This is a genomic window from Pantoea sp. S-LA4 (genome assembly GCF_054482835.1).
This window is the reverse complement of record NZ_JBTLRC010000002.1, coordinates 1,590,046-1,614,379: the sequence shown is the minus strand read 5'-3', so window position 1 is coordinate 1,614,379 and position 24,334 is coordinate 1,590,046. Positions and strand designations below refer to the sequence as shown.

Below are 24,334 nucleotides of genomic sequence, written 5' to 3'. Positions count from 1 at the left end.
AAAAATAAACACGCGTCATTTAACCCCATTAGCCCTATTAATAGGATTTATCCTGAGTGGTTCTGCTGCGGGTGAAAATATCGGAAGCCAGACAGGAACAAATATCACATTGAATAATGGCGACATCCTGACTGGTGATGCGCTCTATTCCGGCGGCCTTTACGGCATAATGAATCCCTATGGTCAGACTGGCATCATTAATTTAGGCAGCCAGTCAGTGATTAATGTTAATGATGCGGCTAATTACGCACGGGGTGTGGTCATCTGGGGCAGAAACAGTACGCTGACTGCCGATGGCCTTACCGTCAATGTCAGCGGCGATCGGGCTGTGGGTATTAATATCATCGGAGATAATGTCACCGCCAATCTGGGCAGCGGAACGGCCGTCAATGTGACCGGCACCGGCGATATGATTGCCAGCGGGGTGACCGTTAAAGGCGGGTCCTTTTTAACCGCCGATGCCCTTTCTGTTACAACCGTGGGCGGCACCGGCACCGGCCTCACAATTACCAATCCCGGCAGTGGCGCTGACCTGGGAAACCTGAGTACGATATCGACAAACGGTGATCGAAGCAGTGGGATTGTGGTTGATGCATTAAATGGAACGGCGTCATCCGCCCTTTCATCACTGAAGGCCAACCAGCTGAGCATTACCACCGCTGGCGATTATTCAAATGGCCTTGAGCTGCAGGAAAATACCCTCGCGGATTTAGGCGCTGGCAGTGTCATCACCACCACCGGCGCTGATTCAACCGGTCTGTGGAACTTTGGTGATCTCACCGCTGAAAGTCTGACAATTTCTACCTCTGGCGCTGACGCTATCGCTCTGGAAGTGAGAGGCAATGGTGTTGCCAATATCGGTGCCGACAGCCACGTCACTTCCGCGCTGGCGGGCGGTATTGTCGCCAGTGGTACCAACACAACGATTAATTTTAAGGGTACAGCAGAACAGCGGAATACCATCGATGCCGGTGGCTCTTATGGGGCTTCTGCACAAACCTCTGCCTCAACCGTTAATCTGGATGAGACCGATATTACCAGCGCCAATATGGGCTTATGGGCAATTAATTCGGGTCACATTACCGGTAATAACATCACCATTAAAAATGCAGTAACAGAACAAGCCGCTGTTTTTGCGATGGCAGGCGGTGATATCGATTTAACCGGCGATTTAGCGATTACCCTGCCCTCATCAGATGAGCTGGCTATCGCAACACAATATGACGCGGGTTACGCAGCGGGTAACATTAACGTTGATGGCAAACTGAATATGATGGGTTCAGTTTATTCCAACGGCGGAAAAATTGATTTATCACTGCAGCCGGGATCGGTCTGGGAAGGGAGCGCGTTCAGCGATAATATTAATAGCGGCTATTTAAACGCAACCCTCGATAATAGCGACTGGTATGTTAGCGGAACGTCAAATCTCGATCGGTTAACCCTCACCAACAGTAACGTTGACTTTAGCCGGGCAACCTCTGCCAGCGGGTATTCCACCTTAACCGTTGCGGATCTTCAGGGTACGGGTCATTTCAACATGCGTGTTGATCTGGTCGGTGAAGGAGATGGCGTAAATAACGGCGGTGATAAGCTGGTCGTCACCAACAGCAGTGCTGGCGATTATTCCCTCTCTTTTGTTAACCAGGGAAGTCTGGCTACCACGGGTAATGAGACATTAACCGTGGTGGAAACCCCAGATGGTCAGGCCAGTTTTACCTCAGACTCTGATGTCGAACTGGGTGGCTATCTTTATAGCGTAAGCAAAACGGGTAATAACTGGGCGTTAGCCTCTTCCGGTCGTGTGCCTGCGGTAGATCCGGTTACCCCGGATGAACCGGTAATTCCTGATGAACCCGTTACGCCTGCAGACCCGGTAACGCCGGATGAACCGGTAACGCCTGCAGAACCGGTTACGCCTGACGAACCTGCCACCCCTGCAGACCCGGTAACGCCGGATGAACCGGTAACGCCTGCAGAACCGGTTACGCCTGACGAACCTGCGACCCCTGCAGAACCGGTTACGCCTGACGAACCCGTAACGCCTGCAGAACCGGTTACGCCTGACGAACCTGCAACCCCTGCAGAACCGGTTACGCCTGACGAACCCGTAACGCCTGCAGAACCGGTAACGCCTGACGAACCTGCAACCCCTGCAGAGCCGGTAACGCCTGACGAACCTGCAACGCCTGCAGAACCGGTTACGCCTGCGGAACCCGCAACGCCTGCAGAACCGGTAACGCCTGGCGAACCTGCACCCCCTGCGGAACCCGCAACCCCTGCTGATGAACCCGTCACGCCTGAGCGTGGCGCGGAACCTGACGCTCCCGTTGTCCCGACTGCGCCGGCGGCACCTCAACAGACTAAACCGATCACCACCACCGCTGATGCCGGCGGCAATTTCCTGCACATCGGCTATCTGCTTAACTATGTTGAGAACCAGACGCTGCTGCAGCGCATGGGCGATATCCGTCAGAGCAGCGGCACAGGCAACGTCTGGTTAAGGGGCTATGGCGGTAAGCTGAGTTCTTTCTCAAGCGGAAAGCTGAGCGGTTTTGACATGGACTACAGCGGCTTCCAGTTTGGTGTGGATAAGAACCTGATTGAAGGTAAGAAGCTGTATGGCGGCTTATTCATGGGAACGACTCACGCCTCACCTAAATATCGCGGCGGTGACGGAACAGCAGAATCACAGCATTTTGGTGCCTACCTGACCTGGATGGCTGACAATGGCTTTTACATCGATCAGGTTTACAAAATTAACCGCCTCAGCAACCAGTTCGACGTTAAAGACAGCCAGCAGAATCAGGTTTCCGGTAAAGCAAAATCGACCGGCTACAGCGCCTCTGTTGAAGCGGGTAAACGTTTCAGCTTCTCAGCCGACAATCAGGGTTTCTACCTCGAACCCCAGGTTCAGCTGACCGCAGGCCGCCAGAAAGGCTCGCAGACCCGGGCAAGTAACGGTCTGGTGATTGCGTTCAAAGATTATGATGCGGTTAATGGCCGGATCAGCGCGCTGGCAGGCTACAGCGAGGATAAAGCGGGCAGCAAATATAACGTTTATGTCAAAACCGGACTGGTGCGTGAGTTCTCAGCCAATATGCAATATGCCTTAAACGGCTCCCGCGAGAAGACCGATTTTCGCGGTAACGGCTGGAACAATGGCCTGGGCGTGAGCGCAAGTCTGAATAACGTGCACAATTTCTATCTGGAAGCCGATCTCACCACCGGTCAACGCTTTGATCAGCGTCAGGTCAATGCGGGCTACCGCTTCAGTTTTTAACTCTTAGCAGTAATGTCCTGCCAGCCTGGCAGGACATTTTTCCACCTTCAAAGGCTGTTATCTCACTGCGGTAATAATTCCACAATATCCGCGCTGCTACCGGTTTCGCCCAGACGAGGGAAGATCAGGTTGATGCTGTTGTTATGGGTATTGAGGTCTAAATCCGTCATGGCATCGGTGGCCAGCGTGACGTTGTAACCGAGCTCATACGCCTGGCGTGCGGTCGATTCCACCCCAATACTGGTGGCGATGCCACAAATCACCACCTGCGTAATTCCGCGTTTCTGCAGCTCTTCATGCAGTGGCGTGGCGTGAAACGCGCCCCAGGTTTTTTTGGTAATGGTCAGATCGTTCTGCTGCGGTGTCATCTCCGGCACCAGTGTCGCCCAGTCAGCCGGCAGTTCGCCGCCGTGACGCGCCTGCTCAGTCCGGCCCGGCGCCCCGCCCGCGACGTTAACCAGTACCACCGGCAGATCGCTGGCGCGAAACGCCTGTGCCAGGCGCGCGCAGCGTTCAACCACCGGCTGCGGCTGATGGACCAGCGGCAGCGCAACGATGCCATGTTGCAGGTCAATAACAATCAGCGCCGTTTTCGCATCAAGTGTGGTTACAGCCATATCGTCTCCTCTCAGGATTCATGTTCAGTAAGTCGTTGAAGTAAAGGAATGGCATCGATCAACTGCTGCTGCTCGGCCACACTCAGCTGTGCCTCAAAAGCCCCGATCAACCAGTCATCACGCATCGCACGGCTGGACGCGATGACCGCCAGACAGGCTTCCGTGGGGCGATAGCGGGTTTTGCGTCCGTCATGGGGATCGGGCTCGCCGGTCACCATGCCCGCGTCCAGCAGGGTGGCGACGGTGGCGCCCATTGACTGACTGCGAACGCTTTCCGCCGCGGCCAGTTCAGTGACCGTCATCGCCCCGTCACGCACCAGATAGCCCAGTACGGCCACCTGCGACCAGCTGAGATTGCCGGGCGGCGCGGACTCACGCAGCCGACGAGCCAGTTTACCCACCAGCATACGCAAGGTGGCGGCAGGTTCGCTTAAATCGCACATCGTCCTTCTCCTCAGGTTTAGCGGCCAGTATAGAGATACGAAGGTAAACTGTGTAGTTTACCCTGGTTTCAATTTGTAAGTTCGGGGCGCTGCAGATAGTGGATCAGGCTGTGAAACCGCAGCGGACTGCTGAGCGGATTACGGTAGCTGTGGGTGACGTCAGCGCGAAACTGAAACGCTGCACCGCGGGGCAGACGCCGCCAGAGATCGCCGACCCCAAGCAGCAGTTCCCCCTCTATGACCACAACCTGCTCAACGCAGCCCGCTTCATGGGGCGAAGAGATGCTCTGTGCGCCTGCGGCCAGCTCAACCGCCAGCAGATCAAACCGCAGTTGCGGATCGTAAGGTAACAGCGGCTGGACCGACATCTCGGCGTTGGGCTGACTGAAGCCCGCGGGTGCGCCGGGCAACGGATTGCCGTCGATAAAAAACGAAAACGGCACGTTAAAGCCGGTGGCAATTTTCCACAGCGTCGCCACCGTCGGGCTCGATTCGCCGCGCTCAATCTGGCCCAGCATCGCTTTGCTGACGCCGGTTCGTTCGGCCGTCAGCGTCAGGCTCCAGCCATTGGCCTGACGTAACTGTCTGAGCGCGTTACTCAGATGGTGCTGAATGCTCTCCACTTCTGCTCCTGATTCTGTCGCCAGTCCACACGCTGACCTTATGGCGGCAGTGTAGCACTTGTGCGTTATAGCGCATCATGCGACCATGTGCGCTATAACGCACAAACCGGCTAACATCATGATTCAGACATCTGTTCAACCCCGACTGACCCTGCCGATGGTGGTCTCTGGCTTTGTCGCTGTGCTGGTCGGCTACAGCAGCAGCGGCGCGATTGTTTATCAGGCCTTCGAGGCGGCTGGCGCGTCACCCAGCCAAATCGGCGGCTGGCTGGCGGTGCTGGGCATCGCGCTGGGTATTGCCTCGCTGGGATTATCGCTGCGCTACCGGATGCCGGTGCTGGCGGCCTGGTCAACCCCTGGCGCGGCGCTGCTGGCAACCAGCTTTCACGGCATCAGCCTCAACGAAGCTGTCGGGGTGTTTGTCTTCGCCAATCTGCTGATCGTCCTTTCCGGCGTGACCGGCCTGTTTGCGCGCCTGATGAACACCATTCCCGCCTCGCTGGCGGCGGCGATGCTGGCCGGTATTCTGCTGCGCTTTGGCCTGCAGACCTTTGCCGATTTGCAGACCAACTTTGCCCTGTGCGGCAGTATGTGTCTGGCCTGGCTGCTGGCCCGCCGCTGGCTGTCGCGCTACGCCATTCTGATCACCCTGCTGATTGGAACCGGCGTCGCGCTGGCGCAGCAGGCGATCCATTTTCCGCCACAGCCGATTGTGCTGACGCTGCCGCAGCCGGTAATGCCACATTTTACCCTGACCACGCTGATCGGCATCGGCCTGCCCTATTTTCTGGTCACCATGGCGTCACAGAACGCGCCCGGCATCGCCACGCTGCAGGCACACGGTTACCGCCCGCCGGTCTCATCACTGATCAGCTGGACCGGCCTTATCGCGCTGTTACTGGCACCCTTTGGCGGCTTTTCGGTCTGTATTGCCGCCATCACCGCCGCCATCTGCATGAGTGATGAGGTGGATGCCGATCCGCAGCGGCGCTGGCGAGCAGCCGCGCTGGCAGGGCTGTTTTATCTGCTGGCTGGCGCGGCCGGTGCCCTGATCGCGGTGTTGTTCAGTGCATTGCCGCCGGTGCTGATTCAGACGCTGGCCGGACTGGCGCTGCTGGCGACGCTGGGCGGCAGCCTGCAACGGGCACTGGATCAGCCAGCTGAGCGCGACAGTGCGCTGATCACTTTTCTGATTACCGCCTCCGGTGTCTCGCTGCTTGGCATCGGTCCGGCGTTCTGGGGACTGGTCGGCGGCGTAGTCGCCCATCTGCTGCTGGTGCGAAAAGCACGCTAAGCTGCCGTGCTGGCAGGTTGTTTTTGCGCCAGCCGGTGAAAAAACCGCTGCATTTGGCCCCTTTTCCACCGTTTGATTTGTCATTGTCCCGCGTAAAATCAACCCAATCGTCGATAACACGCGATTTTCTGCCTCAGACAACGACCGATAAGGGCCCAACAGGTGGCAAAAACTTTTCTGCGCAGCGGTAATTTAGATGCGGTTCTGGCGTTAGGTGAAAATGGCCAGCCGGTCTACGCCTCGGCGCTACAAATTCGTGAGACCCTGCGCCTGCGCCGTCAGCGCGCACTGGCAGACTGCCTGGCAATTCCGCAGGCCAATGAACGGGGCGATCGCCTCGACTGGTATGCGCCTTTCAGCGGCAGGGTCAAATCCTGGCTGGGCGCCAGCGATCATGAACGTCGCGCCGCCCTGCAACACCTTACCGCCTGCCAGCAGGATATGCAGGATCTCAGTACGCGCGCGCGCGCGGCTGAGAACCCGGCGATGCGCCTGTTCGGCGCCTTGCTCAGCAAAAGCCTGCAGTTTCCCGATCAGCAATACGTTTATCTGGTGGATGGCAAACCGGTTATCACCTTCTGGGGCTTTGTCGATGCGCAGGCTCGCAGCCGTGATGACGCGCTGGCCTGCCTGCGCGACACGCTGGAAGAGAGCCTGCCGACCGTGCTGGTCGAGCCGCCTGAGCCCATCGCCGAACCGGTCAGCGCCGAGCCGGTTCTGGCCGAGCCGCTGCCGGTGGAACCGCAACCCGAAGCGGAACCGGTGGTTGCGCCTGAGCCGCCTGTGGCCGTCACGCCGCCGGTTGTGGCTGCCCGTGGTCGTTTCCGGGTCTGGATGATTCTGCCGCCGCTGGCGATTGCCGCTGCCGTGGTGATGACGGTGCTGTTGCACCGTCCACAACCGGCTCCTGCGCCGTCAGCGATGCCGGCAGTCCAGGCGTCGGTGACTCCGGTTAAACCACCGGCGGTGGTCAATGCCGCCGGAAAACTGGCCGCCACCCTGCCGCAGAAAGCCGCCACGGTGAATGCCGCCGCCGCGACGCCAGCGCCCGCTGCTGCTACCCTTGCCAGTGTGGTCACACCGGCCGTGCCAGCCCGGCCAGACGATCTGATCGTTACCCCGGATGCGGTGCGCGACGGTCAGGTTGCAGTGATTGATGGCCGCTGGCGCGTCACTATCGGTCCGATGCCAACCCCAACCGGCAAGCCACCGGTGATGCAGTTCCAGTTTAAAAACGGCAAAGGCAGCGTGCAGATTACCCAGGGCAACACCCGCTGTAAGGCGGATGTCAGCGCGGCAATGACCCGCGCCGGTAATCTGGTGATCGAAAGCCGCTATACCGCCCGATGCGAGAACAAATCCCGCTATCGTATGCCGCTGCTGATCTGCCATGCCAGCATCGGTGCCGCAGTCTGCGAAGCGCAATATGCTGATGACCGGGTTTTCCCGATGACGATTAAGCGTGAGAGTAAATAAACATGCTGGCTCCCCTGATCGATGACAAACAAAAAATTTCGCTGATTGAAAACAGCGGCGTGCAGTTTCTGGATTTTGGCCTGCAACTCTCTGCGACGCAGGCGCGTCGCCAGTTCGTGCGTCAGACCGCCAATGGCCCGCTGCTGCGGCTGAATGTCGATGGCAACAGCGGTAAGTTCCTGCTCTACCCGGAAGATGGCGGCGCGCCGGAAGTGGTGCGTCCGGAGTCCGATATCGCGCTGGCTGATTCGCTGAGCCTGCTCTCTGCCTGCTGGCTGCCGCTGCCGATGCTGCGCTGCGCCAGCGGACGCCGCTTTATCGGCGGACCGGAGAACTGGGCGCGGATGCGTCTGGTGGCGCTGAATAGCCCGGATGCGGCGGGCAATACCCATCGCGTCAGCCTCGCCTTCGATACCCGCTGCGTGGCGGAACAGGATGGCGGCGAAAAGCTGGGTCTGTCGGCAGCCGACGCACAGAATGGCGTCACTTTCGCGCTGGCGTGGCACAACTACGAGCTGGGCGAGTTTCTCGACCACACCTGGGTCGACGGCTGGCTGCGTGAAGCCTTTACCGATCGGGTCTCCGATCGTCGCGAACAGGCGATTAATCAGGCGCTGCGTGAGTTTGAATATCAGGCGCACTACCTCAACCTGCTGGAGCTGCTGGGCGAGCAACTCAATCTCAGCGAGATCCACATTCAGGCCGCCACGCTGCAAACGCCAGCGGTCAACGTCGATATCATTCTGGACGTCGGCAACTCGCATACCTGCGGCATTCTGGTGGAAGATCACCCGGAAGAGAGCAACGGACTCAGGCAGACCTATGAGCTGCAGCTACGCGATTTATCCCAGCCGCACCAGGTCTATAACGAACTGTTTGATAGCCGTCTGGAGTTTGCCGAAACCCGTTTTGGTAAAGAAAACTTCTCGCTGGAGAGCGGCCGCGAACACGCCTTTATGTGGCCGTCGCTGACCCGCGTTGGCCGCGAGGCGAGCCGTCTGGCCCTGCAACGGGTCGGTCTGGAAGGCAGAACCGGTCTTTCCAGCCCGCGTCGCTATTTGTGGGATGAAGCACGCTATCAGCCCGGCTGGCGCTTTAACAACGCCGGTGCGCAAACCGAACCGCTGGCCTGTGCCGCGCCGTTCATCACCCTGCTGAATGACGAAGGCCAGCCGCTTTACACGCTGCCGCCTGACGATCGTCTGCCGGTATTCTCGCCGCACTACAGCCGCAGTTCACTGATGACCTTTATGCTGTGCGAACTGCTGGCGCAGGCGATGATGCAGATGAACAGCGCCGCACAGCGCCAGCGGATGCCGCAAAGTCACGCGCCGCGTCAGCTGCGTCATGTGATCCTGACGCTGCCTTCAGCGATGCCGAAACCGGAGCGTGAAATTTTCCGCCGCCGGATGCAGGAAGCGATTGCGCTGGTCTGGAAAGCGGAAGGCTGGCTGAGCGATGAGGACGATGTCGCGCCATCCCGCCCGCATCAGACCCCGAAACCGTTGCCGGATGTGCAGATGGAGTGGGATGAGGCGACCTGCGGTCAGATGGTCTGGCTGTTTAATGAAACCCAGGTGAACTTTGCCGGACGTGCCGAAGATTTCTTCAGCAGCATGGCGCGGCCGGACCGTCCGCGTGAAGCGGATGAGCTGCCGGGTAAAAGCCTGCGCATCGCCTCGATTGATATCGGCGGCGGCACTACCGATCTCGCCATCACCCAGTATCGTCTGGATGATGGTCAGGGCAACAACGTCAAAATCACCCCACGGCTGCTGTTCCGTGAAGGTTTCAAAGTGGCGGGTGACGATATCCTGCTGGATGTGATCCAGCTGTGGGTTCTGCCCGCGCTGCAACAGCATCTGCAGAAAGCCGGACTGACGCTGGCTGAGCCACTGATGAACAAACTGTTTGGTCACGACAGTCGCATGGACGGTCAGGCTACCCTGCGCCAGCAGGTGACGCTACAGCTGTTTATTCCGCTGGCGCAGGCGGTGCTGGAGCGCTATGAAAACTGGGACCCGCTGGAGAGCCACGCTGAGATCAACGCGCTGTTTGGCGAACTGGTCGGGCAATCGCCGGGCGAATCAGTGCTGGCCTTCGTCAACGGTGAAATTCAGCGTGAACTGGGCGTCAACAGTCGCTTCGACCTGTTGCAGGTTCCGCTGGTGGTCAGCCTGGCGCAGCTGCACGGCGAATTTATGCAGCATCGGATGGCGATCATTCCGGCGCTGCGTTCCATGTGCGAAGTGGTGTCGCTTTATCAGTGCGATGTGCTGCTGCTCACCGGGCGTCCGTCGCGCTTCCCTGGCATTCAGGCGCTGGTTCGCCATCTGCAGCCGCTGCCGGGCAGCCGCATCCTGTCGCTGGAAGGCTACCACACCAGCGACTGGTATCCGTTTAACAAGCATGGCCGGATCGATAACCCGAAATCTACCGCTGCCGTCGGCGCGATGCTCTGCCTGCTGGCGCTGGATCTGCGCCTCAGCAGCTTCTGGTTCCGCGCCGGTGATTTTGAACCCTATTCCACCATCCGTTACCTCGGGATGCTGGATGAAAACCAGGCCCTGACCGACGAAAACCTCTGCTACAGCGAGATCGACCTCGACGATGCGGGCTTTGCGCTGGATAAGAAAAGCAGCTTCCGTATTCGCGGCAACGTCTGCCTCGGCTTCCGTCAGCTGGATAACGATCGCTGGCCCGCCTCACCGCTCTACAGCCTGACGCTGAACGATGCGACGCTGGCCCGTAAGGTGGCCGGTGAAAGCGTGCTGCGCATCAAGCTGGCGGTGAAAGCCGGACCTGATGCGCCCGGCCCGGAAACGCTGGTGCTGAGCGATGCGCGGCTGGACGACGGCACCCGCGTGCCGCTGGAGCAGCTGAGTCTGAAACTGAATACCCTGTCGGCCACCGGCAACGCTAATGCGCAGTACTGGATTGACAGCGGGAGCGTATGTAAACGATGAAAGCCCTGAAAACCCGCCAGCCACAGACGCTGGCCAAACGCCTGACCCTGCTGCAGGAGGCGCTGAACGGCAGCCTGAGCTGGATCGAGACGACCCGTGAACAGTCGCCGCGTCTGGCGCTGGAAGCCGATACCCTGACCCTGCAACTGCGTCAGGCGCGGGTGCAGACCCAGGCGCTGGCGCAGCAGGTGGCGCGCCCGGTCACGCTGGCCCTGTTTGGTCAGTCGCAGGCCGGTAAGGCCTGGTTGCTGAATGAGATGGTCGCCGATGCTCAGGGCCAGCTGATGACCCGGCTGGGCGATAAGTCGCTCAGCTATTTCCAGCACATCAATCCCGGTAATCTCGATTTTGCGACCGCCACCCGCTTCAGTCACCAGCGTGAGCCGCTGTCAAATGAATGGCCGGTTGAACTGACGCTGCTGACGGATGCCGAGATCGTCCGGCTGGTCATGGCCTGCGCCGCCAGCACCGTAGCGCCTGATGTGGCGCTGATCGACAGCGGCCTGCAGCGTTTACAGCGTCATCGTCTGACCAGCCCGCTGGCCGGTCTGGAGAGCGATGCGCTGGTGACCTTATGGTCATGGTGCCGCCGCCGTCAGCACTATGACGTCCGTCTCGATCGGCACTTCTGGCCGCAGGCGGTTGAGCTGGCACCCTGGCTGAGCGTCGATGACCGGGTAGAGCTGTTTTCGCTGCTGTGGCCAGCGCAGCCGGCGCTGAACGATACGCTGCGCAGCCTGCTTCACCTGCGCCATCAGCTGCGCAATAGCAGCCGGGTGCTGGCACCGCTCAGCCTGCTGACCGACAGTGCTTTGCTGCCGGCCGAGCAGCTGATTGTGCCCGCCAGCGAGCAGGATCTGCAGCAGCCGGTGGAAGTCTGCCCGATGAACGGCAACCGGCCAGGCAAACCGCAAAACGTGGCGCTGGGTTTGCTGGCGCTGCTGACGCTGGAAGTGGTGATTCCGCTGAGTTCGACGCCGCGTACCGCGCTGTATGACGAAGCCGATATGCTGGAGCTGCCTGCGCCAGGCCAGCCGAACGACAGCGCCGCCCAGGAAGATCGCCAGCGTCTGCAGCAGCGCGATCCGCTGCGGGCGCAGTTGCTGGAACAGAAGCGCGCCCTGCTGCCCGGCCTATATGCCGCGCGTCAGGGCATCGACCTGCTGCTGGTCTGCACCGCCGCCAGTCAGCGTCAGGATGCCGATCGGGTCAGCCAGACGCTGCGCGAGTGGCAGCGGCTGCAACCGACCCAGCAATCCAGCGAAAAACCGCGGCTGATCTGGGCCATCACTCCCTATGATGCCCGTCATCAGCAGATCAATGTGGATGAAGCGGTACAGCGCCAGTTAGGCCAGCCGGGACAACACTGGGGATCGATGCTGGTGCTGGATCGCGCTGGTGTGGATCGGATGGCAAGCTGGCTGCAGGATGAGATGCAGCCGGAAGCCCGTCGCGACCTGCTGCTGGCCCAGCTGGCGCAGATTCAGCACACCGTGGTTGAGCGGCGGTTACTGCCGTGGACCGAGGCGGGCGCCAGCCCGGAACAGGCGGCGCGCAAACAGACTATCGCCGATACCCTGCTGAAATGTTTACAGCACCGTACCGGCCTGCACGGCGAACTGCTGGAGCGTCTGCAACCGCCGCGGGAAGCCCTGCGCCAGCTGTGGCTCAATCAGTCGAACCTGAGCAGCCCCACCACGCCCCATCCGCAGGCACCGGAAAATCAGTTCGGCATTGGGTTTGAATTTGATCTGTTCAGCCAGTCAGAGCCGGAGGTGCCGGTTCAGCCGCGTCAGAGCGGACACGGCGCGCAGCAGTTTCCGCGTCAGGTGCTGCTGCTGTGGCTCGATCACCTGCGCCAGCTGCCGGAAAACCGCAGCCTGCTGGCGTTGCTGAATATTGATAAAGCGACCATGGAGTGGCTGGTAGAAGAGTTGATCACCGCCAGTTTCCGTACCGACATGACGCAAAAACTGCAGCAGGCGCTGCATGAGCCTGACAGCCACAGCATGACCCATGAGTCGCGTGCCGATCGTCAGGTGACGCGTGCGATGACGGTGCTGGGGGACTTCGTCGCCTGGCTCGGCTTTTTACAGCGCCCGGAAGCCGAGCGTCCGGCCAGCCGCGTCAATCGCGGTCAGGCGATCTTTACCCGCCCGCCGACACCGAGCGTCAGCTTCAGTGCCGGACAGCGGCTGACTAAACTGTCGGCGGCTCCGGCTAACCACACCGCTTATTATATCTACGACTGGCTGGTGGGGCTGAATCAGGTGATTATCGAGAATAATGGCTATACCGGCGGCGGTGACCTGCCGCTGGCGGCGCGCGAGGCGCTGATCGCCCTGCTTAAACCGCTGCGCGCTTAATCCTTCACCAGGCGCAGCTCGCCGTTCAGCGACTGCGCCGCCTCTTCCAGTAACGCCAGCACCGGGGCCAGATCGGCATGGTGTTCGGCGTAATGCTGCAGCCGCACCTCTGCCGGCAACGCAATGCCGCCGGTCAGCCAGTCCCACAACGCATCCAGGTTGTTGCCAAAATAGGCAGGCGTCCCGCCGCTCTGTGCGGCAAACTGCTGGTAGAACGCCGCGCGGCTGGTCAGCTGGCGCAGATCAAATTGCATAATCAGCATGATCAGGGTACCTGTTTAAAGCTGCGATAGTGGTCGGTGGACAGAAATACCAGCCCGTCGGAGGAGTAGACCAGCCGGTCAGCATCGCGCCGTCCGCAGCGATAGTTAACGTCCGCCTCATACCACTGGCGGCCAGCGCGTTGCGGCAGGCGTTTTTCCCGGTTGGCAAAGCGATCGCCGCCGATGGCTTTACCAGGCAGCACCTCGCACAGGTTGCCTTTGGCCGGGTTCCAGCCGCGCTTGCGGGCATCATTTTTGGTGAGGTAGTAGTCCGGCAGTTGCTGATGTTGCAGCACCCAGCGCGCCACGGTATGGGCGTCGGTCAGCGCAGCAATGTCTGCCTGAGCAGGCGCTACAGAAGAGTTCAGATAAGGTTTAAGGCCGTAGAAGCAGGCCGCGAGGACCAGGAAAAGTCCAATCCAGAGTTTTTTTGACATGATGGCATCCGTGACGACAGGATGCAGATGATACCAGTTTTGCGCGCCGAGAAAAGCGCGGGCCAGACAGGCTGGCCCTGGCGAGGTTATGCAGCGTGCGAATCACCGCTGTGTCGACGCCATGCACCCGGTGCCACACCGTACTGACGTTTGAAGCTGCGATTAAAGGACTGCTGCGAATCAAAACCCAACGAAATCGCTACGTTCAGGATCGGTTCATCGGTGCTGGTCAGGCGATCGGCTGATTTCTTCAGTTTCTTCACCCGGATATATTCACCCAGCGGATAGCCGGTATGCTCTTTGAACATCCGTTGCAGGTGCCATTTCGAGTAGCCCGCGCGCTCGGATACGGTGTCCAGATCCAGACGTGCTTCAATGTTGTTATCAATCCAGTCGATTAAATCGTGAATAAAGGCGTCACTCATCATTCCAGTCTCTCCCGTCGCCGTGGCGAACAGTATTAGTATCAGTTGCAGTTACACTTAAAGGGTGACTGACTATGTCATTTAATGCAAGTTTTATTAGTACATTAAATGCCGCACACTTTTCAGGGTCTTTCACCTGCCGCTTAGCTTTTAACCGGTGGGCAACAAACCGCACATAAAGTGTATCTGTTATTCTTGCAGTTGCCAGCGACGCCAGCCTACACTCCTCGCGATTAATTGCAATCTTAAAAGTTGCAAATATTGGCCTGCGGGTCGTTTTCACCTTATCGCGGAATAACAACAATGATTACCAACTGGGTTCGTCAGGGTTTTACCCTTTTAGGGATGGTACTGCTGATCGTTCAGCTAAGCGGCTGTGATGATGGCGTGGCGCAAAACGCCCCGCCACCGCCGCCCGAAGTGAGTGCTGCGCCGGTGCTGATCAAGCCGGTCAGCCAGTGGGACAGTTTCAATGGCCGGGTTGAGGCGGTGCAGAGCGTGCAGCTGCGTCCGCGCGTCTCTGGTTACATTGAGTCAGTTAACTATCGCGAAGGCGAAGAGGTGAAGAAAGGTCAGGTGCTGTTCACCATCGACGATCGCAGCTATCGCGCGGCGCTGGAACAGGCCAAAGCGGAATTAGCCCGCGCCCGCAGCCAGGCGAGTCTGGCGCGCAGTGAGTCAGGACGCAGCGAGAAGCTGATTGGCAGCCAGGCGATCTCGCGTGAAGTGTGGGAGCAGCGCCGCTCAGCCGCCAGCCAGGCGCAGGCGGATGTGCTGGCCGCCGAGGCCGCCGTGGATATGGCGCAACTGAATCTCGATTTTACCCGCGTTACCGCGCCGATTGATGGTCAGGCCAGCCGGGCGATGATCACCGCTGGCAACCTGGTGACCGCTGGTGACAGCGCCAGCGTGCTGACCACGCTGGTGTCGCAGCAAAGCATGTATGTCTATTTCGACGTCGATGAAAACACCTTCCTGCACTATCAGGCGATGGCGCGTCAGGGCCAGCAGCGCCATGCGTTGCCGGTGGAAATCGCGCTGGTCGGCGAGCAGGGTTATCCGCATCAGGGCAAAGTCGATTTCCTGGATAATCAGCTGACCGCCAGCACCGGCACCATTCGCATGCGCGCCCTGCTCGACAACCAGCAGCGTCAGTTCACGCCGGGTCTGTTCGCGCGGGTCCGTCTGCCTGGCAGTGCGCAGTTCGAGGCGGTGCTGATTGATGACAAAGCGGTGTTAACCGACCAGGACCGTAAGTATGTCTACGTGGTGGACAGCGAAGGTAAAGCTCAGCGCCGTGATATCGAGCCGGGCGCGATGGTGGATGGCCTGCGCATCGTCAAGTCGGGCCTGAAATCGGGCGATCGGGTGATTGTCTCCGGTCTGCAAAAAGTGTTTATGCCCGGCATGCCGGTCACTGCTCAGCAGGTCGCCATGCGTGCGGCAACCGCTCAATAATCCGAGGCCGCTATGGACTTTTCCCGCTTTTTTATCGACCGGCCGATCTTTGCGGCGGTGTTATCGATTCTGATTTTCGTTACCGGGTTGATCTCAATTCCGCTGCTGCCGATCAGTGAATATCCTGATGTGGTGCCGCCCAGCGTGCAGGTGCGTGCCGAATATCCCGGCGCTAACCCGAAAGTCATTGCCGATTCGGTGGCTACGCCACTGGAAGAGGCGATTAACGGCGTCGAAAACATGATGTACATGAAATCGGTGGCCGGTTCCGATGGCGTGCTGGTGACCACCGTCACCTTCCGTCCCGGCACCGATCCCGACCAGGCTCAGGTTCAGGTACAGAACCGCGTGGCGCAGGCTGAAGCCCGCCTGCCGGAAGATGTGCGTCGGCTGGGGATCACCACCCAGAAGATGTCACCGACCCTGACGCTGGTGGTACACATGTTCTCGCCGAACAACACCTACGATTCGCTCTATCTGCGTAACTACGCCACCCTTAAAGTGAAAGATGAACTGGCGCGCCTGCCGGGCGTGGGTCAGATTCAGATCTTCGGTGCTGGTGAGTATGCGATGCGAGTCTGGCTCGATCCGAATAAAGTGGCGGCGCGCGGTTTAACCGCTTCAGATGTCGTCACCGCGATGCAGGAACAGAACGTGCAGGTTTCTGCCGGTCAGCTGGGTGCCGAGCCGCTGAAAAAGCAGAGTGATTTTCTGCTGTCGATCAACACCCAGGGACGACTGGAGAGCGAACAGCAGTTTGGCGACATCATTCTGAAAACCTCAGAAGATGGCTCACTGGTGCGGCTGCGCGACGTGGCGCGTATCGAGATGGGCTCCGGCAGCTATGCCCTGCGCTCGCAGCTGAATAACAAAGATGCGGTCGGTATCGGCATCTTCCAGGCGCCTGGCGCCAACGCCATCGATCTCTCCAATGCGGTTCGCGCCAAAATGGATGAGCTGGCAACCCGTTTCCCCAACGATGTGAAATGGGCCGCGCCGTACGATCCGACGGTGTTTGTCCGCGACTCGATTAAAGCCGTGGTGCAGACCCTGCTGGAAGCGGTCATTCTGGTCGTGCTGGTGGTGATTCTGTTCCTGCAGACCTGGCGCGCCTCGATTATCCCGCTGCTGGCAGTGCCGGTGTCGGTAGTCGGTACCTTTAGCGTGCTCTATCTGCTCGGCTTCTCGCTGAACACCCTGAGCCTGTTTGGCCTGGTGCTGGCGATCGGGATCGTGGTGGATGACGCCATCGTGGTGGTGGAAAACGTCGAGCGTAACATTGAGATGGGACTGACGCCGCGGGCGGCGGCGCATCAGGCGATGCGTGAGGTTTCCGGCCCGATCATCGCCATCGCGCTGGTGCTCTGTGCGGTGTTTGTGCCGATGGCGTTTTTGTCTGGCGTGACCGGTCAGTTCTACAAACAGTTCGCCACCACCATCGCTATTTCCACCGTGATCTCAGCCATCAACTCGCTGACGCTGTCACCGGCGCTGGCGGCGATGCTGCTGAAAGATCATCACGCGCCGAAAGACAGGCTGACGCGGATCATTGATGCGCTGTTTGGCTGGCTGTTCCGGCCGTTTAACCGCTTCTTCCAGCGCAGCGCTCACGGTTATGAATCGCTGGTGGGCCGTACGCTGCGTCGCCGTGGCGCCGTGTTTGGCGTCTATATTCTGCTGCTGGCGGGTGCCGGATTTATGTTCCATACCGTGCCAGGCGGTTTCATCCCGACTCAGGACAAGCTCTACCTGATTGGTGGCGTGAAGATGCCGGAAGGTTCCTCTCTGGCGCGCACCGATGAAGTGATTCGTAAGATGAGCGAAATCGGTATGCAGACCGAAGGCGTCGCCTATGCGGTGGCGTTCCCTGGCCTGAATGCATTGCAGTTCACCAATACGCCGAACAGCGGCACGGTGTTCTTCGGTCTGAAGCCGTTTAATGAGCGCAAACATACGGCGGCGGAGATCAACGCTGAGATCAATGCGAAGATCGCGCAAATCCAGCAGGGCTTTGGCTTCTCGATCATGCCGCCGCCGATTCTGGGGCTGGGTCAGGGTTCGGGCTACTCGCTCTATGTGCAGGACCGCGCGGGGCTGGGTTACGGTGCGCTGCAGACCGCCATCAATACGATGTCGGGTGCGATTATGCAGACACCGGGTATGCACTTCCCGATCTCCTCCTATCAGGCCAACGTGCCGCAGCTGGATGTGCAGGTTGACCGGGATAAAGCTAAAGCCCAGGGCGTCTCGCTGACCGATCTCTTCAGCACCCTGCAGACCTATCTCGGTTCGTCATACGTTAATGACTTCAACCGATTTGGCCGCACCTGGCGCGTGATGGCACAGGCCGATGGTGATTTCCGCGACAGCGTTGAGGATATCGCGAATCTGCGTACCCGCAACGATCGCGGTGAGATGGTGCCGATTGGCAGCATGGTGAACATCACCACCACTTACGGCCCCGATCCGGTGATTCGTTATAACGGCTATCCGGCAGCAGATCTGATTGGCGATGCTGACCCGCGCGTGCTCTCTTCCGCTCAGGCGATGAGCCAGCTGGAAACGATGTCCGGTCAGCTATTACCCAACGGCATGAACATCGAGTGGACCGATCTGAGTTATCAGCAGTCGACCCAGGGCAATACGGCGCTGATTGTCTTCCCGATGGCGGTATTGCTGGCTTTCCTGGTGCTGGCTGCGCTGTATGAGAGCTGGACGCTGCCGCTGGCGGTGATCCTGATCGTGCCGATGACTATGCTCTCGGCGCTGGTGGGCGTCTGGCTGACCGGCGGCGATAACAACGTCTTTGTGCAGGTCGGACTGGTGGTGCTGATGGGGCTCGCCTGTAAGAACGCGATTCTGATCGTTGAGTTTGCGCGCGAACTGGAGATGCAGGGCAAAGGGATTGTCGAGGCGGCGCTGGAAGCCTGTCGCCTGCGTCTGCGGCCGATTGTGATGACCTCCATCGCCTTTATCGCTGGCACCATCCCGCTGATTCTGGGCGAAGGCGCCGGTGCAGAAGTGCGCGGCGTGACCGGCATTACGGTGTTCTCCGGGATGCTGGGTGTGACGCTGTTCGGGCTGTTCCTGACGCCGGTGTTCTACGTTACCCTGCGTAAGCTGGTGACGCGAAAAGCGGATAAAGCATCGTTGCAGACGGTGTAAACTGCAAAAGGGCGACCGCGGGGTCGCCCTTTTTTTGGCTGTCAGTCGGTGCCATATTCGTATCACGGCTTGATGGCCGGCTGTTCTTCCTGCCGGTTTACGCTTGCCAGTCAGACATGCTTTAACTTTTCATTAAGCGTTTCAATGATAAAGGCGTTTAACGACGTTTGGTTTTGTGCCGCCGCCTGAGATAAGCGTTCGCCGAGCGATTCAGGATAGCGCAGGGTAAAGGTCTTTATTTTCTCCTGCTCAGCGTAAGGATTAACTCCAGATGCCACGCAATCCTCCAGATACTCACGCAAAGAGATTTCCCCTTCTTTATGCAAGCCCTGCACACTATCAGAGACAAAATCGCAGTAGCCTGACAGGCCAAGAAAGCGACCCCTGAACATGTTTATTTCAGGTACATAGCTGATCACCGCCGGTTGTCCGGCAACCGTGATCGTTGATGTATTTACACGACTATTCATGCGGATTAACTCCCGTACTTTCCAGCCATTCACGCAGACTAATAATGGCCCCTTTATCGGTATCCGGTGACGGATGCGGACGATGAAAACGCGCTATTTTTCCACTAAGCAGAAAGCGAACACGCGAACCGCTGCCCTGCTTAATCTGACCGCCCAGCGCCCTGATCAATGACTCAATCGCCTGCCATTTCACTCCGGATGGCGGAGGCGTCTGAAAAATCTGCAGCAGGGTTTCACGCTGTTTTTTCCGTAAAGCGTTGATGGCGTAGTTCATCCTGATCTCCGCGACTTCATAATGTGAAGTCATTTTACCCGGCTATTGGAGAAGATCAATGCGAAATTACCCACCGAAGATGCTTACCTCGCTGATATGGAACGAGCGATCCTCAGCGCTGCCGATTTGCAGGCATAAAAAAAGCCGCATCAGCGGCTCTTTTTACACAGGTCTTCAATCTCATCGGGTTCCGGTTCCGGAACCGCGGTGCAGTTGCTGGTGTCGCGTTTTTTCAGCTCATTGAGCGCATCGGCAACGTTGCGTTTCGCCAGCACGTCCAGCGACGCCTGCTCGGCTTCATCGGCAATCGATTTGAAATACCAGCAGAGATTGGCACTGACCAGGCAACGCGGTGCGACATCAGGACGCGCCGCCCAGATTTTCTTGTCTTCGATCACCGAGACGTAGATATCACGCAGCGTAATTTCTGCGGCGGGGCGACCCAGATGGATCGACCCGGTGCGGCCCAGCGTCGAGACGATGATGCCGTCACGGGTCAGCGGAACCATTAATTTTCGAATGAAACTGGGATTCGCTTCCAGCCCGTAGGCCAGAATCGCGCTGGTAGAGCGTTTTCCCATTTGCTCCGCCATCGCTACGCTCAGAACCATTTGCAAAGCTGTCGGGAAGCGGTAATCAAGCATTTCTTTATCCTGAGTTGCGGTGCATCTTATTGTTTTATTGCCGCATAAGTGAACAATCAATGAGCAATAAATATAACAAACACAGTTGCTTTTTAGAAGCAAGCCAGCGGTGACAAGGCACGTATTCACCAAAGTCTGAGGCCTGATAGCACAAGGTGCTTAGCCTGCTAACGGCCCGCGCTGACTGCCGCATAACGACCCGCGGGTTATGCGGTCGCGGCGGGTGACGCGGGCAACCGTTGTTTCAGTATCATTACCAGCACCACGTTAAAGATTGCTAACGCGCAAAGCAACCACAGTGTTGCTGAAGCGCCCATCCTTTCAAACACATACCCGCCGATCAACGGCGTCAGCGCCTGTCCCATCAGTGCCGGACGCGCCATCCGGCCGACCACAATGGCATAGGACTCTGGTTTGACCATCGCCAGCGGTAAAGTTCCGCGCACAATGGCACGTAAACCATTACCGGCACCATAAAGCACCATGCTCAGCAGCGCCATCTGCGGCGCCAGCGCCAGTAACAACAAGCCCAGCGCCACCAGCCCGACCGAAAATAAGGTGGTACGGATCGGATGACTGCGTTTAAAGGCGATATCCACTATTCGCGCCCCCACCTGGCACGGACCCAGCACCGCGCTGATCGCCAGCGCTGAGGTGAGCGTATGGCCGCTGGCCTGCAACAGGGCGATCAGCTGCACCGAAATGGCGGTCATGATTACCGAGGCCAGGGTGAAAATGGCGCATAGCAGCCAGAAGATGGCAGGCGCAATCTCCGCATGGGTGGTGACCGGGTTACGCGCTTTAACCGGCCTGACCGTCTGGCTCGCCGGTAAGGCAAAGAGATAAGCGGGCAGCACGCAGAGCGTCAACAGCGCAGCAATCGCCAGACAGGCGCCCCGCCATCCCAGCGCGTGAATCAACAGCGCGGTACCCGGCCAGACCAGTGTGGTGCAGAAGCCGGAAATCAGGGTGATGCCGGTAATCGCCGCTCGCGCCTGTCCGCCGTAACAGGTACCCAGCGTGGCAAACAGCGCATCATACAGCCCCATTGCCATCCCGATGCCGATAATCACCCAGGCGAACAGCAACAGCGGCAGTTGATAGCTGAAGGCCATTATCACCAGACCCAGCGCCATGACGATGCCACTCATCGCCAGCAGCAGCCGGCCACCGGTGCGGGCAATAATCCGGCCACTGAGCGGTGCCAGCAGTCCCGACACCAGAATACCGGTCGAGAGCGCGCCATAAATCCACTGCTGTGACCAGCCGGTTTCCGCCGCGATCGGGGTTGCCATCACCGCCATCAGGTAGAACGATCCGCCCCACGACAGGATCTGTACCCAGCCGAGCGTGATAATGGCGGCGACGCCGGGTTTGTTAGTCTGGTTCACATCAGCTATCCGTTAGCGAGCAAACCATTTTTATAACATGTTCTGAGATAAGGAAAAATGCACGCCGCCTTTTCACCCTGCTTTCGCCCGGATGGCTGCACCGGTTTGAGTGGTTACCTTTAAAGTATGTTGTAACTAGTAGCGCTATTGCGTCCACCGCGCGCTTCTGCCACATTATGAACGTTGTAACTATGGAGGCCCGAATGGCGCGCTACGATTTAGTGTCAGATATGCATCAATGCGTAAACGATTTAGAACAGGCGCTGGGCCAGTTGCGCCAGCAGATTGAGGCACAGCCGTTGCTGATCGCCCGCGTGTTCAGCCTGCCGCCGATTGTCAAAGGCCGCGAGCATGAAGCGATTACCCAAATCACCGTTGAGCAGCAACTGGGACAACAGGCCTTAGAGCTGGCACTGAACCACTACTGTCGGCTATTTATGCAGCACCAGTCGGAGCAGCTCAGCACCAAGGCGGCGGTCCGGCTGCCGGGCGCGCTGTGCATTGAGTGTGATGAGCCGCGAGAAGCGGAGATCCGCGCCCAGGTCGATCGCATCAATCAGCTTAAAGCGCAACTGGAGCAGCTGATTACGGTCGACTCCGGCCTGCCCAGCGAGGCACGCTTCGAATTTGTCCATCAGCACCTGCGCGGGCTGATTACGCTTAATGCCTATCGCACCATCACCCTGCTCAGCGCACCGGACAGCCTGCGTTTCGGCTGGGCGAATAAGCACATCATCAAAAATATGAAGCGCGAAGAGGTGATTGCCCAGCTGGAAAAAAGCCTGAAAGCCGGACGGGCTCAGGCGCCGTGGTCACGCGAACAGTGGGCAGAAAAGGTGCAGGAGGAGTTAGCCAGCGTGCGCGCCCTGCCCGCCTCGGCCCGGCTGAAAATCAAGCGACCGGTCAAAGTGCAGCCGGTGGCGCGCGTCTGGCGTGCTGACCAGAAAAAGCAGACGCAGCTGGCCTGCCCGTCGCCGATTCTGGTGATCTGCCGCGACCGCAGCCAGGTGCCGGTATTGGGTGAACTGCTCAATTACGATGCCGATAACATTACCTATCGCCATAAGCCTGCCGCCGAGCCGCTCAACCTGCTGATCCCACGGCTGCATCTGTGGGTCGACTGCCCGATTTAAGCCATAAAAAAAGGCCAGCGTCGGCTGGCCTCCGTCACCGCAGATCTTTTACGACTTCATGCTGCCGACCATCTCTTCCGGACGTACCCAGGCATCAAACTGTTCTTCCGTCAGATAGCCCAGCTTCAGCGCCGCGCCTTTCAGCGTCAGCCCCTCTTTATGGGCTTTCTTGGCGATTTCGGCCGCTTTGTCATAACCGATATGGGTATTCAGCGCCGTCACCAGCATCAGCGACTCATTCAGTAACTGCTCAATACGCTCGCGCACCGGCTCAATGCCAATCGCGCAGTGGTGATTGAAGCTGTCCATGCCGTCCGCCAGCAGACGAATCGACTGCAGGAAGTTATGGATCACCATCGGGCGGAACACGTTGAGTTCGAAGTTACCGGATGCGCCGCCCATGTTGATCGCCACGTCATTGCCCATCACCTGACAGCACAGCATGGTCATCGCTTCACACTGGGTCGGATTCACTTTCCCCGGCATGATCGAGCTGCCTGGTTCGTTTTCCGGAATGGCGATCTCACCAATTCCGCAACGCGGACCGGAAGAGAGCCAGCGCACATCGTTGGCGATTTTCATCAGCGAGGCGGCCAGCCCTTTCAGCGCGCCGTGAGCGTGAACCAGCGCATCACAGGTTGCCAGCGCTTCGAACTTATTGGGTGCGGTGACGAACGGCTGCTGCGTCAGATCGGCCAGCGCCTTCGCCACCCGTACTGCATATTCCGGATGGGTGTTGAGGCCGGTGCCGACGGCGGTGCCGCCCAGCGCCAGCTCCGCCACGTGCGGGATGCTCTGCTCGATGTGCTTCAGATTATGTTCAAGCATCGCGACCCAGCCGGAGATCTCCTGGCCAAGGGTCAGCGGCGTGGCGTCCTGCAGATGGGTACGGCCAATTTTGACAATATCTTTGAAGGCTTCTGACTTCTCGCTCAGGGTTTTCTTTAACACCTGAATCTGCGGGATCAGCTGTTCACGCAGGGCGATCACCGCAGCAACGTGCATCGCGGTCGGGAAGACGTCGTTGGAGCTCTGGCTCTTGTTCACATCATCATTGGGATGGACCAGGCGCGACATACCGCGCTCGCCACCCAGAATTTCACTGGCGCGGTTGGCCAGCACTTCGTTCATGTTCATGTTGGTCTGGGTACCGGAACCGGTCTGCCAGATGGCTAACGGAAACTCGTCGCTGTGCTTATCCGCCAGCACTTCGTCCGCCGCATTGATGATCGCCTCTGCGCGCTCAGCGGGCAGCAGCCCAAGATCGCGGTTAACCGCCGCGGCGGCGCGTTTGGTCAGCGCCAGCGCGTGAACCAGTGCGGTGGGCATTTTTTCGGTTGAGATGCGAAAATGTTCCAGCGAGCGCTGTGTCTGCGCGCCCCACAGTTTATCAGCCGGTACATCAATCGGGCCCATTGAATCTTTCTCAATGCGGTTGCCTGCCATGAATAGGTCTCCTTCGCTCTGTTTTAGATGAATGACCGCCCGATGCATCGTCCTGTGGGCGACATTCGGGCGGGCAAGATAATGACATACAATAATTTAACATTATGAGAGCTTAGCGTCCTTTTGCGCTTGATATGTATTTTCCCTGGCACTTTCTGCTTTA

Annotated in this window: 19 protein-coding genes; 8 read left to right on the top strand and 11 right to left on the bottom strand. The window is 58.7% G+C overall.

The window, feature by feature from the left end; all coding sequences use genetic code 11:
• The first annotated feature begins 109 nt into the window (after positions 1–109).
• Complete coding sequence (locus ACX3P5_RS08405) at positions 110–3,280, top strand: autotransporter outer membrane beta-barrel domain-containing protein (protein WP_458968545.1); 3,171 nt, start codon at positions 110–112, stop codon at positions 3,278–3,280.
• Between the two features lie 62 nt (positions 3,281–3,342).
• On the opposite strand, the gene ACX3P5_RS08400 is transcribed toward ACX3P5_RS08405, so the two are convergent.
• The 3 genes from ACX3P5_RS08400 to ACX3P5_RS08390 form a co-directional block, all read right to left on the bottom strand.
• Positions 3,343–3,897: an isochorismatase family protein gene (locus ACX3P5_RS08400; RefSeq protein ID WP_233984372.1), complete on the bottom strand. Its 555-nt coding sequence runs from the start codon at positions 3,895–3,897 to the stop codon at positions 3,343–3,345.
• 11 nt (positions 3,898–3,908) lie between these two features.
• A complete protein-coding gene (locus ACX3P5_RS08395; protein ID WP_233984373.1) occupies positions 3,909–4,340 on the bottom strand; it encodes a MarR family winged helix-turn-helix transcriptional regulator in 432 nt (143 codons plus the stop codon).
• 68 nt (positions 4,341–4,408) lie between these two features.
• Positions 4,409–4,963, bottom strand: a complete 555-nt coding sequence (locus ACX3P5_RS08390) for a helix-turn-helix domain-containing protein (protein ID WP_233984374.1) — start codon at positions 4,961–4,963, stop codon at positions 4,409–4,411.
• A 118-nt stretch (positions 4,964–5,081) separates the two neighbouring features.
• Here ACX3P5_RS08390 and ACX3P5_RS08385 point away from each other — a divergent pair, with 118 nt between their 5' ends.
• The 4 genes from ACX3P5_RS08385 to ACX3P5_RS08370 all read left to right on the top strand — a co-directional run bounded on the left by ACX3P5_RS08385 (position 5,082) and on the right by ACX3P5_RS08370 (position 13,065).
• Positions 5,082–6,257 carry a benzoate/H(+) symporter BenE family transporter gene (locus ACX3P5_RS08385; RefSeq protein WP_458968544.1) on the top strand — a complete coding sequence of 392 codons (1,176 nt, stop codon included), beginning with the start codon at positions 5,082–5,084 and terminating at the stop codon, positions 6,255–6,257.
• A 162-nt stretch (positions 6,258–6,419) separates the two neighbouring features.
• Positions 6,420–7,733 carry an SrfA family protein gene (locus ACX3P5_RS08380; protein ID WP_458968543.1) on the top strand — a complete coding sequence of 438 codons (1,314 nt, stop codon included), beginning with the start codon at positions 6,420–6,422 and terminating at the stop codon, positions 7,731–7,733.
• 2 nt (positions 7,734–7,735) lie between these two features.
• On the top strand, positions 7,736–10,699 hold the full coding sequence (locus ACX3P5_RS08375) for a virulence factor SrfB (RefSeq protein ID WP_458968542.1): 2,964 nt from the start codon (positions 7,736–7,738) through the stop codon (positions 10,697–10,699).
• Entirely contained in the window at positions 10,696–13,065 is a 2,370-nt protein-coding gene (locus tag ACX3P5_RS08370) for a virulence factor SrfC family protein (RefSeq protein WP_458968541.1), read from the top strand. Before ACX3P5_RS08375 ends, ACX3P5_RS08370 begins: the two co-directional genes overlap by 4 nt.
• Here the strand turns inward: ACX3P5_RS08370 and ACX3P5_RS08365 are convergent.
• From ACX3P5_RS08365 to ACX3P5_RS08355, 3 genes are all read right to left on the bottom strand, one after another.
• Positions 13,062–13,328, bottom strand: a complete 267-nt coding sequence (locus tag ACX3P5_RS08365; RefSeq protein ID WP_458968540.1) for a barstar family protein — start codon at positions 13,326–13,328, stop codon at positions 13,062–13,064. The two genes, ACX3P5_RS08370 and ACX3P5_RS08365, sit on opposite strands and share 4 nt — an antisense overlap.
• 2 nt (positions 13,329–13,330) lie before the next feature.
• Complete coding sequence (locus ACX3P5_RS08360) at positions 13,331–13,765, bottom strand: ribonuclease domain-containing protein (protein ID WP_233984379.1); 435 nt, start codon at positions 13,763–13,765, stop codon at positions 13,331–13,333.
• Between the two features lie 86 nt (positions 13,766–13,851).
• On the bottom strand, positions 13,852–14,193 hold the full coding sequence (locus ACX3P5_RS08355) for a helix-turn-helix domain-containing protein (protein ID WP_009090299.1): 342 nt from the start codon (positions 14,191–14,193) through the stop codon (positions 13,852–13,854).
• Between the two features lie 300 nt (positions 14,194–14,493).
• On the opposite strand from ACX3P5_RS08355, the gene ACX3P5_RS08350 reads away from it, so the two are divergent.
• Together ACX3P5_RS08350 and oqxB are read left to right on the top strand one after the other, a co-directional pair.
• Positions 14,494–15,648: an efflux RND transporter periplasmic adaptor subunit gene (locus tag ACX3P5_RS08350; RefSeq protein ID WP_233984380.1), complete on the top strand. Its 1,155-nt coding sequence runs from the start codon at positions 14,494–14,496 to the stop codon at positions 15,646–15,648.
• 12 nt (positions 15,649–15,660) lie between these two features.
• Positions 15,661–18,813 (top strand): multidrug efflux RND transporter permease subunit OqxB, encoded by a 3,153-nt coding sequence (gene oqxB, locus ACX3P5_RS08345; protein ID WP_336755172.1) that lies wholly within the window; start codon positions 15,661–15,663, stop codon positions 18,811–18,813.
• A gap of 110 nt (positions 18,814–18,923) precedes the next feature.
• On the opposite strand, the gene ACX3P5_RS08340 is transcribed toward oqxB, so the two are convergent.
• From ACX3P5_RS08340 to ACX3P5_RS08325, 4 genes are all read right to left on the bottom strand, one after another.
• Positions 18,924–19,283, bottom strand: a complete 360-nt coding sequence (locus ACX3P5_RS08340) for a type II toxin-antitoxin system HicB family antitoxin (protein WP_233984382.1) — start codon at positions 19,281–19,283, stop codon at positions 18,924–18,926.
• The gene (locus ACX3P5_RS08335; protein WP_458968539.1) at positions 19,276–19,590 is read right to left on the bottom strand and encodes a type II toxin-antitoxin system HicA family toxin; all 315 of its coding nucleotides are present in this window, start codon (positions 19,588–19,590) and stop codon (positions 19,276–19,278) included. Before ACX3P5_RS08335 ends, ACX3P5_RS08340 begins: the two co-directional genes overlap by 8 nt.
• A gap of 116 nt (positions 19,591–19,706) precedes the next feature.
• Positions 19,707–20,201, bottom strand: a complete 495-nt coding sequence (locus ACX3P5_RS08330; RefSeq protein ID WP_458968538.1) for an RrF2 family transcriptional regulator — start codon at positions 20,199–20,201, stop codon at positions 19,707–19,709.
• 206 nt (positions 20,202–20,407) lie between these two features.
• Entirely contained in the window at positions 20,408–21,592 is a 1,185-nt protein-coding gene (locus tag ACX3P5_RS08325; RefSeq protein WP_458968537.1) for an MFS transporter, read from the bottom strand.
• Positions 21,593–21,795: 203 nt separating this feature from the next.
• Here ACX3P5_RS08325 and tus point away from each other — a divergent pair, with 203 nt between their 5' ends.
• Positions 21,796–22,725, top strand: a complete 930-nt coding sequence (tus, locus tag ACX3P5_RS08320) for a DNA replication terminus site-binding protein (protein WP_233984386.1) — start codon at positions 21,796–21,798, stop codon at positions 22,723–22,725.
• A gap of 48 nt (positions 22,726–22,773) precedes the next feature.
• Here the strand turns inward: tus and fumC are convergent, their stop codons facing one another.
• Entirely contained in the window at positions 22,774–24,171 is a 1,398-nt protein-coding gene (gene fumC / locus ACX3P5_RS08315; RefSeq protein ID WP_233984387.1) for a class II fumarate hydratase, read from the bottom strand.
• Positions 24,172–24,334: the final 163 nt, after the last annotated feature.